This is a genomic window from Kitasatospora hibisci (assembly GCF_043950205.1).
Taxonomy (GTDB): domain Bacteria; phylum Actinomycetota; class Actinomycetes; order Streptomycetales; family Streptomycetaceae; genus Kitasatospora; species Kitasatospora hibisci.
Window position 1 is genome coordinate 4,978,160 of the sequence record NZ_CP171642.1, and the last position, 14,027, is coordinate 4,992,186.

The following is a 14,027-nucleotide window of genomic DNA, read 5'->3' on the forward strand; positions in this document are numbered from 1 at the left end:
GAACCGGCATTGAACGGTCGCGCCGTCGTTCCCGTATACAAGGGAGCGGCGGCGCGGCCGTTCGCGGTGGACGGGGAGCCACCGGGTGGGCCCTCCCACCGAAAGCGCTCACAACCGTGCAGAATGCGGACCGGACCTGTCAGACGTTGGCGGGCCGTGAAGGAAGGTGTGAGGAATGTCGGAGGCCAGCGGCGCCGGGGCGACCGTCGCGGACGCGGGCGGCAGGGCCGAGCGAGCGGCCCTGCGGAAGGCGGTGGCGTCGCAGTACGCGCTGCTGCCGCTGCGGATCTTCCTCGGGGTCACCTTCGTCTACGCGTCCCTGGACAAGCTCTCGGACGCGCACTACCTGGCCGGCGCGGGCGACCCGGCCTCCTTCGTCTCGCAGACCCAGGCCGTGAAGGGCACCAGCCCGATCTCCTTCCTGCTCGGCCTCGCGCTGGACGCGCCCACCCTGTTCGCGCTGGCCGTCGTGTTCGGCGAGCTGGCGGTCGGCCTCGGCACCCTGCTCGGCCTCTGGGGCCGGGTGGCGGCGCTCGGCGGTGCACTGATCAACCTGAGCCTCTGGCTGACGGTGAGCTGGAACGTCTCGCCGTACTACCTCGGCAACGACCTCGCCTACCTGATGGCCTGGACCCCGCTGGTGCTGGCCGGCACCCCGTACCTCTCGCTGGACGGCTACCTGGCCAAGCGCGCCGCCCGGGACCGCGAGCGCGGGCTGGCCGAGAGCCACGTCCGCCGGCGGGCCGTGATGGACGGCGGCATCGCGGCCGTCGCGATCGGCGGTGCCGGGCTGCTCACCGGCTCGCTGACCAACACCTTCGGGCGGGACAAGAACGCCGCCAAGCCCAAGCAGTCCGCCGCCCCGGCCCCCGCCGGCCCGCCCGCCTCGGTGGCCGCCGCGAACGTCCCGGTCGGCGGCTCGGCCCAGGTCAAGGACCCGGCCACCGGCGACGCGGTCTACATCGTGCAGCCCAAGGCGGGCCAGTACTGCGCCTTCTCCTCGGTCTGCACGCACTCCGGCTGCGCGGTCGACGCGCCGAAGAACGGGCAGATGTACTGCCCCTGCCACGGCTCCCGGTTCGACGCCGCCACCGGCGCGGTGGTGAACGGCCCGGCCACCAAGCCGTTGCCGAAGTACAGCGTCACCAGGGACGGCGACGAGTTGAACCTCGGGCCGCTGCAGAGCTGAGCCGCTCGCCCGACGGCGGAGGCCGGGTCGTACGGCGACCCGGCCTCCGCCGTCTCGTGCTCAGAACGTGTCGTCCTGCTCCGGCTCCTCCGGGCGGCCGCGCCGGGCCATCGCCGCGACCGCGCCGACCAGTCCGCCGACACCCAGCACGATGAAGGTCACCGGGAGGACGATCCGGCCGTTCACCGACTGGTGGTTGAGCGCGGCCACCAGGTAGAGCACCGCGAGCACGGTGAACAGCCCGCCCGCGATCAGGGAGAAGAGATCGAGCTGGTGCTTCCTCACGACTGGACCACCTTGATGTCGCCGAGCCCGACCGTCAGCCTCAGGTCGAGCGTGCCCTTGGATGTCTGACCGTTCAACGGGTGGTACTGGTACCGGCGGGTCACGTTCTGTCGGCTGACCGGCTCCCCGGGGGCCTTGACGTCGCCGAGCAGCACCCGGGCCGTCAGGTTCACCGTCACGTCCCGGGGCAGGGTCACGGTCAGCTGTCCCGCGCCGAGCTCCACGGTGGTCGCCAGGGTGGCGCCCGCCGGGTCCAGCCCGCCGAGGTCGAGCCTCATCTCGCCGGCGCCGAGGCTGTAGCGCTCCTCCAGCTCGGCGGGCGCGGTGACCGTCCAGCTGCGCTCGCCGGCCGCGTTCTGCATCGACGTCGGCGAGTGGCCGACGAAGGTGAGCGCCAGCGTCAGCAGCAGCCCGGGCACGACCAGCTTGCGGGCCCGGCCGAACTTCGCGCCGACCAGCAGCGTCACCCCGATCACCAGCAGCGCCGTCGCCAGCCCGGCGGCGCTCACCACGGTGACGCCGTGCCCCCGGGAGGAGGCCGACCAGACCGCGGTGGCCGCACCGGCCGCCAGTAGCAGCCCGATCAGGCCGAGCGGCGAGTGCTCGCGCCGGCGCCGGTGCACCACGACCGGCGGCCGGGGCGGGGCGGCCGGGCCGCTCTTGCGCAGCGGGTCGCCCTGCGGCAGGTCGGTGCGCTGCCACCAGGGCTGGGCCGTGCACCCGGGCGGCGGGGTCGCCCCGGCCTCGCCGTACGGGTTGCGCTCGGGGTGGCGCGGGTCCCACAGGTAGCCGGTCGGGCCGGCGTGCGGGGTGTCGACCGGCACCGTCCCGGCGGCCCGCTCCCGGGCGTGCCGCTCGCGGACCGCCTCGTCCTCGGCCGGGCGCGTCCAGGCGGCGGCGGGGGCCGTCGGCTCCGCCTCCGGGAAGAGCCGGTCGTACGGGCCGTGCGGGTGCCCCCGGCCGCGCCGGCGTCCGCGCACCCGGCCGCGGTGGCGCTCCGGGTCGTAGCGGACGGCCAGGAAGACCAGCGCGGCGAGCAGCAGCAGCGGGAAGAACTGGCCGCCGTCGCCCATCGAGGAGAAGAAGACGCCGGTGCCGATCACGGTCAGCAGCACCGCGCCGACCGACTGGCCGTCCACCCGGCCGGTGAGCACCCGCTGGAGCTCGGTGCGGCCCGCCCGACTGCCGCCCTTGCCGTCCGGCACCGGCTCGGTCGGGACGATCAACCAGGCCAGCCCGTACAGGAAGAGGCCGAGGCCGCCGGAGAGGCAGAGCACCACCGTCACCACGCGGAAGACCACCGGGTCGATGTCCAGATGCCGGCCCAGGCCGCCGCAGACGCCGGCGACCACGCGGTGGTGCTCGGTCCGGTTCAGCGGAGGGCGGTCCGGCGCAGGCGGGGCGCTCGGCCCGGCCTCCTGGGTGCGGTGGTCCTCGGTCATGCCCACCATCCTGGTGGCTCCCGGACGCCCGCCCAACCGCTCGCGGCCCTGTCCGTACCCTGACTTGTCCCTGAGAGGGGGTAGGGACCGACCCTGATGCGCCCGCACCCGCCCGCGTGGAACGATCGGTGGCGTGGCAGCCCCCGGTACCGACCCCCGTCCGCTCGTTCCCGACGCCCCGCCGTCGCCGGGCGGCGACCCGACCGCGCCCGGCGAGGACAGGTCGCCCTACCGGCGGCTCTACCGCAGCCCGCAGGGCCGGATGCTCGGCGGGGTCGCGCACGGTCTCGCGGTGCACCTGGGGCTCCCGGTGGCCTGGGTCCGGGTCGCCTTCGTCCTGCTCTTCTTCGCACAGGGGATCGGCGCCCTGCTGTACGCGGCGTTCTGGTTCGTGGTGCCGATCGGCATCGGCGAGCCCGCGCAGCGTGGCGGCGCGCACTGGGTGTACGTCAACGGAGCCTTCGTACCGGCCGGCTCCTGGCAGGCCTCCGGCGGGCCCGGCACGGAGCTGAGCAAGGGCCGGCGCGGCCGGATCGGCCGGCTGAGGGAGCTGCTGCAGCACGCCCTGCAGGGCGAGCCCGCCACCGTGCCGGGCGCCGAGCCCGCGCAGGTCCGGGTGGCCGCGCCGCGCCAGGGCGGCCTCGGGCAGCTCGCCGCGCTGGTCATGGTGGTGATCGGCCTGATCGCCCTGCTGAGCGCACTCGGCGTGCAGACCGCCCGGCCCTACACCTGGCCGCTGCTGGCCATCGGCGTCGGTGTCGCGCTGGTCTGGCGGCAGGCCGACGACTCGCGCTGGCAGCGCTGGTTCGGTCTGGAGGAGGGCGAGAAGCGCCGCGGTGCCTACACCCGGGTCGGCGCCGGCGTGCTGCTGGTGGTGGTCGGCACCATCGCCTTCCTCGCCCTGCAGGGCAGCGGCTCCACCATCGGCTCGGTGGTCGAGGCCGCGATCGCCGTGCTGGCCGGCGTGCTGGTGCTGGTCGGCCCGTACGCGCTGCGGATGTGGCAGGACCTCGGTGCCGAGCGCACCGCCCGCATCCGCGCCCAGGAGCGCGCCGAGATCGCGGCGCACGTCCACGACTCGGTGCTGCACACCCTGACCCTGATCCAGCGCCGGGCCGAGGACCCCAAGGAGGTGCTGCGGCTCGCCCGGGCCCAGGAGCGCGAGCTGCGGCTCTGGCTGTACCGGCCGGAGGCCGCGGCCGAGGCCGCGCCGGACACCATGGCGGAGAGCCTGCGCGCGGTGGTCGCCGAGGTCGAGGACCGCCACGGCGTCCCGGTCGAGCTGGTCGTCGTCGGCGACTGCCCGATGGACGAGCGGATCGCGGCCCAGATGCAGGCCGCGAGGGAGGCGACGGTCAACGCGGCCAAGTACGGTGGCGGGGGACCGGTCCAGGTCTACGCCGAGGTCGAGGGGAGGACCGTGATGGTGTTCGTCCGCGACCACGGACCCGGCTTCGACCCCGACTCGGTGCCCGAGGACCGGATGGGAGTACGGGAGTCGATCCTCGGCCGGATGAAGCGCAACGGCGGCACCGCACGGGTGCGGCCCGCGCCGGACGGCGGGACCGAGGTCGAGCTGGAGATGGAGAGAGCGAATGACTGAGGCAGCGCCGGACAGGACCGCGCGGGTCGTGCTGGTCGACGACCACCGGATGTTCCGGACGGGGGTCCGGGCCGAGATCGGGCGCACCGAGGCGACCGGCATCGACGTGGTCGGCGAGGCCGACGACGTCGAGTCCGCGGTCCAGGTGGTCGCCGAGACCAGGCCGGACGTGGTGCTGCTCGACGTCCACCTGCCCGGCGGCGGCGGCGTCGAGGTGCTGCGCCGCTCGGCCGGGCTGATGGGGGAGCCGGGTGGGGTCAGGTTCCTCGCGCTCTCGGTCTCCGACGCGGCGGAGGACGTGATCGGCGTGATCCGCGGCGGCGCCCGCGGCTACGTCACCAAGACCATCACCGGCACCGACCTGGTGGACGCGATCTTCCGGATCGCCGACGGCGACGCGGTGTTCTCGCCCCGGCTGGCCGGCTTCGTGCTCGACGCCTTCGCGGCCACCGACACCCCGCCGGTGGACGAGGACCTCGACCGGCTGACCCAGCGCGAGCGCGAGGTGCTGCGGCTGATCGCCCGCGGCTACGCGTACAAGGAGATCGCCAAGCAGCTGTTCATCTCGGTGAAGACGGTGGAGAGCCACGTCTCGGCGGTGCTGCGCAAGCTCCAGCTGAGCAACCGGCACGAGCTGACCCGCTGGGCCACCGCCCGCCGCCTGGTCTGAGGCCGTCGGCGGGGCCGCCGGCCGCCGGCCGCCCTTCCGCCCGGGCGGTCGGTCCCCGGTCGCCCCGGTCGCCGGTCCCCGCCCGGTCCGCCGTTCCCGCCCGCCCGGTCCGCCTGGGCCGGGCGGGCTTGTCGGTGCGGGGCCATAGACTCGATGTGCCATGAGTAGCCTCTTTGACGACCTCCCGCTCCCCGGCTTCGAGGCCCCCGCCGCCGGGTCGAAGCACCAGCCCGCGCCCATCGACGAGGAGCCGCCGCCGTACGAGGACGACCTCCCGTACGAGGCGTACGAGGAGTCGATCCCGGAGGGCCTCTTCCAGACCGACCACGCCGCCGAGGCCGAGCGGGACGCCTGGTACCGCAACGGCGCCGCCCGTACGGTGGTGGACCCGGCGCAGCTGCTGGAGGGCATGAACGACCCGCAGCGCGAGGCGGTGCTGCACGCGGGCTCGCCGCTGCTCATCGTGGCCGGCGCCGGTTCCGGCAAGACGCGGGTGCTCACCCACCGGATCGCCCACCTGCTGGGTGCGCGCGGGGTGCAGCCGGGCGAGATCCTGGCCATCACCTTCACCAACAAGGCCGCCGGCGAGATGCGCGAGCGCGTCGAGCAGTTGGTCGGCCCGCGCGCCCGGGCGATGTGGGTCTCCACGTTCCACAGCGCCTGCGTGCGGATCCTGCGCCGCGAGTCCAAGCTGCTCGGCTTCACCTCGTCGTTCTCGATCTACGACTCGGCGGACTCGCAGCGGCTGATGTCGCTGGTCTGCCGGGACCTCGACCTGGACCCGAAGCAGTTCCCGCCGAAGTCCTTCACCGCGAAGATCAGCAACCTCAAGAACGAGCTGATCGACGAGGAGACCTACGCCGACCAGGCGGCCAACCCGATGGAGAAGAAGCTCGCCGAGGCGTACTTCCTCTACCAGCGGCGGCTGCGCGAGGCCAACGCGCTCGACTTCGACAACATCATCATGACGACGGTGAACCTGCTGCAGGCCTTCCCGGACGTCGCCGAGCACTACCGCCGCCGGTTCCGGCACATCCTGGTCGACGAGTACCAGGACACCAACCACGCCCAGTACACGCTGGTCCGCGAGCTGAGCGGCGGCGCGGTCGCGGACGCCCCGAAGCGCACCGCCGACGGCGACTACGTGAACCCGGCGGCCGGCCGGCTGGCCGAGGTGCCGCCCGCCGAGCTCTGCGTGGTCGGTGACGCGGACCAGTCGATCTACGCCTTCCGCGGCGCGACGATCCGCAACATCCTCCAGTTCGAGGAGGACTACCCCGACGCGACGACCATCCTGCTGGAGCAGAACTACCGCTCCACGCAGACCATTCTGAGCGCCGCCAACGCCGTCATCGAGCGCAACGCCAACCGGCGGGAGAAGAAGCTCTGGACGGCCGGCGAACACGGTGAGAAGGTCGTCGGCTACGTCGCGGACGACGAGCACGGCGAGGCCCAGTTCATCGCCGACGAGATCGACCGGCTCACCGACAAGGGCGAGGCCAAGCCCGGCGACGTCGCGATCTTCTACCGGACCAACGCCCAGTCCCGCGTGTTCGAGGAGGTGTTCATCCGGGTCGGCCTGCCGTACAAGGTGGTCGGCGGGGTGCGCTTCTACGAGCGCAAGGAGGTCCGGGACGTCCTGGCGTACCTGCGGGTGCTCTCCAACCCGGAGGACACCGTGCCGCTGCGCCGGATCCTCAACGTGCCCAAGCGCGGCATCGGCGAGCGGGCCGAGGCGATGATCGACGCGCTGGCCTCGCGGGAGCGGATCTCCTTCGCCCAGGCGCTGGTGCGGGTCGACGAGGCGTACGGCATGGCCGCGCGCTCGGCCAACGCGGTGAAGAAGTTCAACCAGCTGATGGCCGGGCTGCGACAGGTCGTCGAGTCGGGCGCCGGGCCGGCCGCGGTGCTGGAGGCGGTGCTGGAGGAGACCGGCTACCTCGCCGAGCTGCAGTCCTCGACCGACCCGCAGGACGAGACCAGGGTGGAGAACCTCCAGGAGCTCGCCTCGGTCGCCCTGGAGTACGAGCAGGACCCGGGCGAGCGGCCCGACGCCGAGGAGGAGGGCACGCCGCCGGTCGGTTCGCTGGCCGACTTCCTGGAGCGGGTCGCGCTGGTCGCCGACTCCGACCAGCTCCCGGACGAGGACGAGGAGGGGCAGGGCGTCATCACGATGATGACCCTGCACACCGCCAAGGGCCTGGAGTTCCCGGTGGTCTTCCTGACCGGCATGGAGGACGGGATCTTCCCGCACATGCGGGCGCTCAACCAGGTCAAGGAGCTGGAGGAGGAGCGCCGGCTCGCGTACGTCGGACTCACCCGGGCGCGGGAGCGGCTCTACCTGACCCGCTCGGTCCTGCGCAGCGCCTGGGGCCAGCCCGCGTACAACCCGGCGTCGCGGTTCCTGGAGGAGATCCCGGACTCGCTGGTGGAGTGGAAGCGGACCGGGGCGGCTACGGCGCCGGCCGCGCGGGGCTACTCCTCGGGGGCGTCCTGGGGCGGCCGCGGGGCCGCTTCGGGCGGCGGCTCCGCGCGGGGCACGGTGCGCGGTTCGGCGGCGGCCTCGCCGAAGGCCGGCTGGGGCCAGTCGGCGCGGCGCTCCGGTTCGGCGGTCGAGCGCGAGGTCGTGGCGCTGGCGGTCGGGGACCGCGTCACCCACGACACCTTCGGCCTGGGCACGGTGGTGGCCACCACCGGCGTCGGCGACAAGGCGCAGGCCACGGTGGACTTCGGAACGGAGGGCCGCAAGCAGCTGCTGCTGCGGTACGCGCCGGTCGAGAAGCTCTGAGGCCCCGTCCTGCCGGTCGGGCCGCGGCGCGACCGGCAGGACGGGCTCCGGGCGCGGCCCGCGCCGGCGGATCGGCGCCGGCGGATCAGCGCGGGTCGACGCCCTGGGCGAGGAACCAGGGCAGCGGGTCGACCGGGCCGGTGCCGTTCGCCGGGCGGATCTCGAAGTGCAGGTGCGGGCCGGTGCTGTTGCCGCTGCTGCCGACGAAGGCGATGACGTCGCCGGCCTTCACCGTTCCCTTGCGGATCTTGTACGAGCGCAGGTGGCAGTACCACGCCTCGGTGCCGTCGGCCATCTTCAGTATCGTCATGTAGCCGTACGACGGGTTCCACTGCGTACGGATCGTGCCGTCGGTGACGGCCATCACCGGGGTGCCGCCGTCCACCGGGAAGTCGATGCCGGTGTGCCGCTTCGCCCAGTGCGTGCCGGCGGCGCCGAACGTCTCGCCCAGCCCGTGCTGGGCCACCGGGAGCGAGACGGCCGGGCGCTGCTGCTGCGGCGCCTCGGCTGCCTCGGCCTCGGCCGGGTCGGTGCTCCCGGGGTCGGCCGCGACGGCGGGCTGGGCCCCGGCGAGCGGCTCGCGGGCGTCGGCGCGGGACGCCTGTGGGGCGTCGTTCCCGGCGAGCGCCTGCTGGGCGGCGTCCCGGGCCGACGTGTTGTCGGCGGCGGTGACGGCCCGGTCGGGCACCATGCCGGCCGCCTGGGCGCGCCGCTGATCGGCCTCCCCCTGGACGGTGATCGCGGCCGCGGCGGCCACTCCGAGCGCGGCCATCGAGGGCAGCGCGACGCGCAGCAGAGCCGTACGGGTGGCGGCTCGGGCGGCGTCGCGGCGCTGGGAGCGCGACTGCTCACGGGCGGCCATCCGCATCTCCGCACGGGTCGGGCGGGCGGCTACATCGGGAGCCATCGGGGGCTGCCTCCTCGGTGGGCCTCGGGCACGTCGTCGGGCGAGGGAAAGCTGCCGAGACTGTAGCCGCAACGCCGACATCCGGACAAAAGTCCGGAAGTCAAGAGGTGAGTCGGCAGGTCGTGGGCGGGCTGGGCGCGGATTCCGCGGGTATACCGGCAGGTGGTGGGCGGGTCGGGGGCGGGGCCCGCTGTGATTTTCCCCTCCAATTGAGGGGCGGCGCGGCCAGGGTGGCCGGGTGGCGCTAACCTCCCCTCAGGTTGGTTATTGCTGGTTAACCGCGCCCGTGGCCCACGAGGCCCGGTGGGGTGGTGGACGACGAGGTCCAGGAGGCAGTGATGGGTGTGTCAGGCCCGATCCGTGTGGTGGTCGCCAAGCCCGGGCTCGACGGTCACGACCGCGGCGCCAAGGTGATCGCGCGTGCCCTGCGCGACGCCGGTATGGAGGTCATCTACACGGGCCTGCACCAGACGCCCGAGCAGATCGTCGACACCGCGATCCAGGAGGACGCGGACGGCATCGGCCTCTCGGTCCTCTCCGGCGCGCACATGACGCTCTGCGCGCGCGTCCTGGAGCTCCTGAAGGAGCGCGAGGCGGAGGACATCAAGGTGTTCTGCGGCGGCATCATCCCGGACGAGGACATCGTCGAGCTCAAGGCGATGGGCGTCGCGGACATCTTCACGCCCGGGACGCCGACCCGGGACGTGGTGGCGTGGGTGGAGGCGAACCTGCGCGCGGCAGGCTGAGCCGACCGTCCCGCCCTTGCCCGCCGGGCCGGTACGGGGTGTCCGCCCCGTACCGGCCCGGGCGTTCCTCGGTGGCGGCCGGACCGTCAGGAAGCGAGCTCGGCGAGCATGGCCTCGCGGAAGCGCAGGGTGCCGGCCAGCCGGGCGAAGGTCTCGGCCCAGGCCGTCGCCGGCGTGCTGTCCGCCGCCAGCTCCTCGACGGCGGCGGCCGTCTCGGGGGCGAGCGCGCGTTCGGTCATCCCCAGCACCCCGCTGTGGCTCCACGGGTAGGCGCCGGAGGCGGCCGCCCGGGCGAGGGCCGCGACCACGGCGGTGGAGAGCGGCGGTGTCCACGGTGTCGCGCAGGCGCCGAGCAGCTGGAAGGCCTCGCCGAGGCCGTGCACCCGGATGAACGCGGCCGTCCAGGAGGCCCGCTCCTCGGCGGGCAGCACCGCGAGCAGCTTGGCCGGGGCGCCGGTCGGCCGGGGCGCGCGGGCGCGCCGCTGCTCCGGGGCCGGGGCGGGCGCTGGGCCGAGCAGCGCCCGGGCCCAGTCGGCGTCCTGCTGGCGGACGGAGGCCCGCGCCCATGCCTCGCGCAGGTCGTCGGACCAGCTGCCGTCGGTCTCGTCCAGGCTGTCGCCGACCCGCAGCGCGAGCAGTTGATCGGGTGTCAGCCCGGTGGCCTCGGACCAGCCGGACAGCGGTGAGGCGGCGATCACCTCACCGAACCACCAGGCCCGTTCGCCGCGTCCGGTGGGCGACCTGGGCGCTATGCCGTCGCGCTGCATGGCCGCGTCGCACTCGGCGGGCGGGGTGACCAGCAGGTGGGTGCCGCGGTCGGAGAGGCGGACGGCGGCACGGGCCCGCTCGGCCATCCGCCGGGCGAGGGCGGAGCCGGGCAGGGTCGAGAGCAACTCGGCGGCGGTGGCGCGGACGTTCTTGCTGCGGTCGCCGAGTGCGGCCTCCAGGAACGGCTCGTCGGCGGCCGAGAGACCCTCCTGCAGGGCGTCCAGGAAGAGCAGCCGGTCCTCGGCGCGCTCGGTCGGCCAGGTGCTCTGGAGCAGGGAGAGGCCGGCGGCCGGGTCCGTACGGCGCAGCACGGTCAGGTGGGTGACCCGCTCGGCGAACAGGCCCTCGTGCCAGAGGCGGTGGTCACCGTCGGCGGTGCGGGGCGCGGGGGAGTCCGGCGAGGGGGAGCCGGACGCGCAGGCCCCGCCGGTCGTCGGGGCCTCGCCGGTGGTGCGCAGGACGAACCGCCAGTCGGGGTTCCGGGCGGCCAGCCATCGGCCCAGCGGACCGGCCAGGACGACCGCGTCGGGGCGCAGTTCGCTGCGGGCGCGGGCGGCGTCCAGCAGGCTCGGGACGAGCGCGGCGGGCGGGCGGAACCCCCGGGCACGGGCCGTGCCCAGCCACTGGGGGAGCAGTTCGGCGACGTTGGCGAGGACGGCGCCGCCGCCGGGCCTGGTGCCGAGCAGCAGCGAGAGCCGGCGTGCGGCGGGCGCCGGCAGCTCGGGCCGCCCGTCCGCCGGAGCGGGCGGGTCGATCGGCACGGTGGCGGCGCAGGGGAGGGCGCCGGCGCGGCGGCGGACGGTCTCCAGGGCGGCCAGTTCGAGCAGGGCCGTGGCGGGGTCGCTGCGGTCGACCGCCCCGGTGGCGGGGACGGCCGGGTCGGCGGCGGGGAGCGGGCGGCGGTCGGTGCCGAGCAGGGCGGTGGTGTGGAGGGACTCCCAGGGGTCGGGCATACGGGCTCCTGAGGGGTGAGGTGGGGCGGCGGGCGGCGGGCGGCTGGGGCGACCGTCGTCGGGGCGGGGCCGCGCGCCCGGAGGTCAGGGGGCGGTGAGGCCGATCGGGCACCGGTCGGGACCCCAGGCGGTGACGGGGGAGAAGCCCCGGTGGCCGTACTCGCCGAAGACGGTGAGGGGGCGCCCGGTGGAGACGGCCGCGAGGCGCCAGAGGGCGGACTCGGGGACGCCGGCGCGGTGGACCGGCAGGGTGTGGTGGCCGTCGGTGACGTGCCAGCCCTCGGGGCTGAGCACGGGGACCACGTCGGTCAGGACGGTGGGCCAGGTGTCGAGCCAGGGGTCCTCGGCGACGGCGGTGCCGTAGCCGGCGACGGCCTCGGCGACGGTGAGGCCGGGCGGCTCGACGGCGGGGCCGGGCCCGGGCGCGCCGTAGCGGGTGCCGAGCGCGGCGCGCAGCGGGCGGGCGGCGGGGTGGAAGGCCAGCTCGGCCTCCAGCAGGTGGCCGGTGGGGAGGGCGAGGTCGGGGGCCTGGCCGGGGCGGCCGAAGGCGAGCAGGAGGGCGGGCCGGCCGGTCTTGGCGCCGCGGAGCCAGACCCGGCGGGTGGTGAGCCGGTCGTCCGAGGTGTCGCGGCTGCCGAGCACGTACCAGCGGTCTCGGACGGTCGGGCCGGCCAGGAGTTCGGAGGCGTCGGTGGTGTAGCCGACCCGGGCGCGGACGGTGGCCGCGAGCGGATCGGGCAGCTCGTCGACGCGGGTGGCGGCGGTGGCGAGCAGGTGGAGCATGGCGTACTCCTCCAGGAGGCGGTGCTGGGGTGCGGTGTCGAGCTCGCGGACCCGGGTGGCCAGTCCCGGGGCCTGGGCGTCGACCATGCGGGCGGCGACCTCCTCCCACGGGCCGGCGGTGGACTGGTCGGCCAGGCCGTGGCGGACCCGGTCGGCCAGGCGCAGCCGGAGCTCGGCCGCCCCGCCGGCGACCCGGGCCGCGCGCCGCTCGGCGCGGCGGCGCGCGGCGGCCGGGTCGGCCGGGGCCTCGGCCCGGGCGGCCCGCTGCTCGGCGCGGTCGCGGCGCTGGGCGAGCCACTCGGACGCCCAGTCGGCGGGCTCGGCGGCCGGGACCGCCTCGGGGCTGCCGCTCCAGAGCAGCAGCAGCCCGAGTGCGTGCTTGCACGGGAACTTCCGGCTCGGACAGGTGCAGCTGTAGGCGGGCGTGGCGAGTTCGACGACCGTGCGGTACGGCGTCCGGCCGCTGCCCTTGCACTCCCCCCACAGGGCGTCGCCGTCGGTGCCCGCGGCCGACCAGGGCGCGGGCGAGGAGAGCTTGCCCGCGGCCTTCTGCGACGCGGCGTCGGGCGCGAGGGACAGGACGTGTTCGGTGCTCCAGCGTTCCTCCATGCCGACGACGGTAGGCGGGGGGACTGACAGTCCGGGCCGTCGAACTGAGGTCCGGTCAGGATTGTCAGTGGCCCGGTGCAGGGTGGTTCCTGCAGGCCGGGACGCCGACCTGCCTCACTCACCCGCTCCCCCGATCACCCCGCCGCCTGCCACAGGTGTGTCCGGCGGCCGACCCGAAGGAGCCCCATGACCGACGTTCTGCGGCAGCACGCCGAGGACGCCTTCGCGGCCGAACTGGCCGCGCTGGCCGCCCAGGACGACCGTCCGCGCCCCGAGCGCTGGAAGCTGTCGCCGTGGGCCGTCGCCCAGTACCTGCTGGGCGGCGAGCTGGCCGACGGCACCGTGATCACGCCCAAGTACATCGGGCCGCGGCGGGTCGTCGAGGTGGCCGTGACCACGCTGGCGACCGACCGCGCGCTGCTGCTGCTCGGCGTGCCCGGGACGGCGAAGACCTGGGTGTCGGAACACCTGTCCGCGGCGATCAGCGGCGACTCCACCCTGCTGGTGCAGGGCACCGCCGGCACTCCGGAGGAGGCCGTCCGCTACGGGTGGAACTACGCCCAGCTGCTCACCAACGGGCCCAGCCGGGACGCCCTGGTGCCGTCGCCGCTGATGCGGGCGATGGCCGACGGCAAGATCGCCCGGGTCGAGGAGCTGACCCGCATCCCCGCCGACGTGCAGGACAGCCTGATCACGATCCTGTCCGAGAAGACGCTTCCGGTACCGGAGCTGGGCTCCGAGGCCCAGGCGGTCCGGGGCTTCAACCTGATCGCCACCGCCAACGACCGCGACCGCGGGGTGAACGAGCTCTCCAGCGCGCTGCGCCGCCGCTTCAACACCGTGGTGCTGCCGCTGCCCGCCTCGCTGGAGGAGGAGGTGGACATCGTCACCCGCCGGGTCGAGCAGCTGGGCAGCTCGCTGCAACTGCCCGAACTGCCCGGCGGCGCGGAGGAGATCAGGCGCGTGGTCACCGTCTTCCGGGAGCTGCGGGCGGGGGTCACCGCGGACGGCCGGACGAAGGTGAAGACGCCGAGCGGCACGCTGTCGACGGCCGAGGCGATCTCGGTGGTGACCAACGGGCTGGCGCTGGCCGCCCACTTCGGAGACGGCGTGCTGCGGGCCGGCGACGTCGCGGCCGGCGTGATCGGCGCGGTCGTCCGGGACCCGGTCGCCGACCAGGTGGTGTGGCGCGAGTACGTCGAGGGCGTGGTGCGGGAGCGGGACGGCTGGAAGGACTTCTACCGCGCCGCCCGGGAGAACGCCCGCTGACGTGGTGACGGTCCG

At 74.9% G+C, this 14,027-nt stretch carries 11 protein-coding genes and 1 pseudogene; 7 read left to right on the forward strand and 5 right to left on the reverse strand.

The window, feature by feature from the left end; all coding sequences use genetic code 11:
* Positions 1–175: 175 nt before the first annotated feature.
* A pseudogene (locus tag ACF9IK_RS21830) lies at positions 176–700 on the forward strand (DoxX family membrane protein); the annotation flags it as partial.
* 48 nt (positions 701–748) lie between these two features.
* Entirely contained in the window at positions 749–1,189 is a 441-nt protein-coding gene (locus tag ACF9IK_RS21835) for a Rieske (2Fe-2S) protein (RefSeq protein WP_395298644.1), read from the forward strand.
* A gap of 60 nt (positions 1,190–1,249) precedes the next feature.
* On the opposite strand, the gene ACF9IK_RS21840 is transcribed toward ACF9IK_RS21835, so the two are convergent.
* Together ACF9IK_RS21840 and ACF9IK_RS21845 are read right to left on the reverse strand one after the other, a co-directional pair.
* Positions 1,250–1,474: a hypothetical protein gene (locus ACF9IK_RS21840; RefSeq protein WP_395295823.1), complete on the reverse strand. Its 225-nt coding sequence runs from the start codon at positions 1,472–1,474 to the stop codon at positions 1,250–1,252.
* Positions 1,471–2,916, reverse strand: a complete 1,446-nt coding sequence (locus tag ACF9IK_RS21845) for a PspC domain-containing protein (RefSeq protein ID WP_395295824.1) — start codon at positions 2,914–2,916, stop codon at positions 1,471–1,473. Before ACF9IK_RS21845 ends, ACF9IK_RS21840 begins: the two co-directional genes overlap by 4 nt.
* Before the next feature lie 133 nt (positions 2,917–3,049).
* Between ACF9IK_RS21845 and ACF9IK_RS21850 the strand changes: the two genes are divergently transcribed.
* From ACF9IK_RS21850 to pcrA, 3 genes are all read left to right on the forward strand, one after another.
* Entirely contained in the window at positions 3,050–4,519 is a 1,470-nt protein-coding gene (locus ACF9IK_RS21850; protein ID WP_395295825.1) for a PspC domain-containing protein, read from the forward strand.
* Entirely contained in the window at positions 4,512–5,189 is a 678-nt protein-coding gene (locus tag ACF9IK_RS21855; RefSeq protein ID WP_395295826.1) for a LuxR C-terminal-related transcriptional regulator, read from the forward strand. Before ACF9IK_RS21850 ends, ACF9IK_RS21855 begins: the two co-directional genes overlap by 8 nt.
* A gap of 160 nt (positions 5,190–5,349) precedes the next feature.
* Positions 5,350–7,977: a DNA helicase PcrA gene (gene pcrA, locus ACF9IK_RS21860; protein ID WP_395295827.1), complete on the forward strand. Its 2,628-nt coding sequence runs from the start codon at positions 5,350–5,352 to the stop codon at positions 7,975–7,977.
* Positions 7,978–8,062: 85 nt separating this feature from the next.
* Here pcrA and ACF9IK_RS21865 read toward each other — a convergent pair whose 3' ends face one another.
* Positions 8,063–8,884 carry a M23 family metallopeptidase gene (locus ACF9IK_RS21865; RefSeq protein WP_395295828.1) on the reverse strand — a complete coding sequence of 274 codons (822 nt, stop codon included), beginning with the start codon at positions 8,882–8,884 and terminating at the stop codon, positions 8,063–8,065.
* Positions 8,885–9,222: 338 nt separating this feature from the next.
* Between ACF9IK_RS21865 and ACF9IK_RS21870 the strand changes: the two genes are divergently transcribed.
* Positions 9,223–9,630, forward strand: a complete 408-nt coding sequence (locus tag ACF9IK_RS21870; protein WP_148644434.1) for a cobalamin B12-binding domain-containing protein — start codon at positions 9,223–9,225, stop codon at positions 9,628–9,630.
* Positions 9,631–9,716: 86 nt separating this feature from the next.
* Here ACF9IK_RS21870 and ACF9IK_RS21875 read toward each other — a convergent pair whose 3' ends face one another.
* Positions 9,717–11,351: a DUF5691 domain-containing protein gene (locus ACF9IK_RS21875; protein WP_395295829.1), complete on the reverse strand. Its 1,635-nt coding sequence runs from the start codon at positions 11,349–11,351 to the stop codon at positions 9,717–9,719.
* 84 nt (positions 11,352–11,435) lie between these two features.
* On the reverse strand, positions 11,436–12,743 hold the full coding sequence (locus ACF9IK_RS21880; RefSeq protein ID WP_395295830.1) for an SWIM zinc finger family protein: 1,308 nt from the start codon (positions 12,741–12,743) through the stop codon (positions 11,436–11,438).
* Positions 12,744–12,929: 186 nt separating this feature from the next.
* Between ACF9IK_RS21880 and ACF9IK_RS21885 the strand changes: the two genes are divergently transcribed.
* Positions 12,930–14,012 carry an ATP-binding protein gene (locus tag ACF9IK_RS21885; RefSeq protein ID WP_395295831.1) on the forward strand — a complete coding sequence of 361 codons (1,083 nt, stop codon included), beginning with the start codon at positions 12,930–12,932 and terminating at the stop codon, positions 14,010–14,012.
* Positions 14,013–14,027 lie beyond the last annotated feature (15 nt).

Bases quoted from the DNA above. Each gene is read 5' to 3' on its own strand.
- ACF9IK_RS21835 (WP_395298644.1), top strand. From the start codon at position 749: ATGGACGGCGGCATCGCGGCCGTCGCGATCGGCGGTGCCGGGCTGCTC.
- ACF9IK_RS21845 (WP_395295824.1), bottom strand. From the start codon at position 2,916: ATGACCGAGGACCACCGCACCCAGGAGGCCGGGCCGAGCGCCCCGCCT.
- ACF9IK_RS21855 (WP_395295826.1), top strand. From the start codon at position 4,512: ATGACTGAGGCAGCGCCGGACAGGACCGCGCGGGTCGTGCTGGTCGAC.
- pcrA (WP_395295827.1), top strand. From the start codon at position 5,350: ATGAGTAGCCTCTTTGACGACCTCCCGCTCCCCGGCTTCGAGGCCCCC.
- ACF9IK_RS21865 (WP_395295828.1), bottom strand. From the start codon at position 8,884: ATGGCTCCCGATGTAGCCGCCCGCCCGACCCGTGCGGAGATGCGGATG.
- ACF9IK_RS21870 (WP_148644434.1), top strand. From the start codon at position 9,223: ATGGGTGTGTCAGGCCCGATCCGTGTGGTGGTCGCCAAGCCCGGGCTC.
- ACF9IK_RS21875 (WP_395295829.1), bottom strand. From the start codon at position 11,351: ATGCCCGACCCCTGGGAGTCCCTCCACACCACCGCCCTGCTCGGCACC.
- ACF9IK_RS21880 (WP_395295830.1), bottom strand. From the start codon at position 12,743: ATGGAGGAACGCTGGAGCACCGAACACGTCCTGTCCCTCGCGCCCGAC.
- ACF9IK_RS21885 (WP_395295831.1), top strand. From the start codon at position 12,930: ATGACCGACGTTCTGCGGCAGCACGCCGAGGACGCCTTCGCGGCCGAA.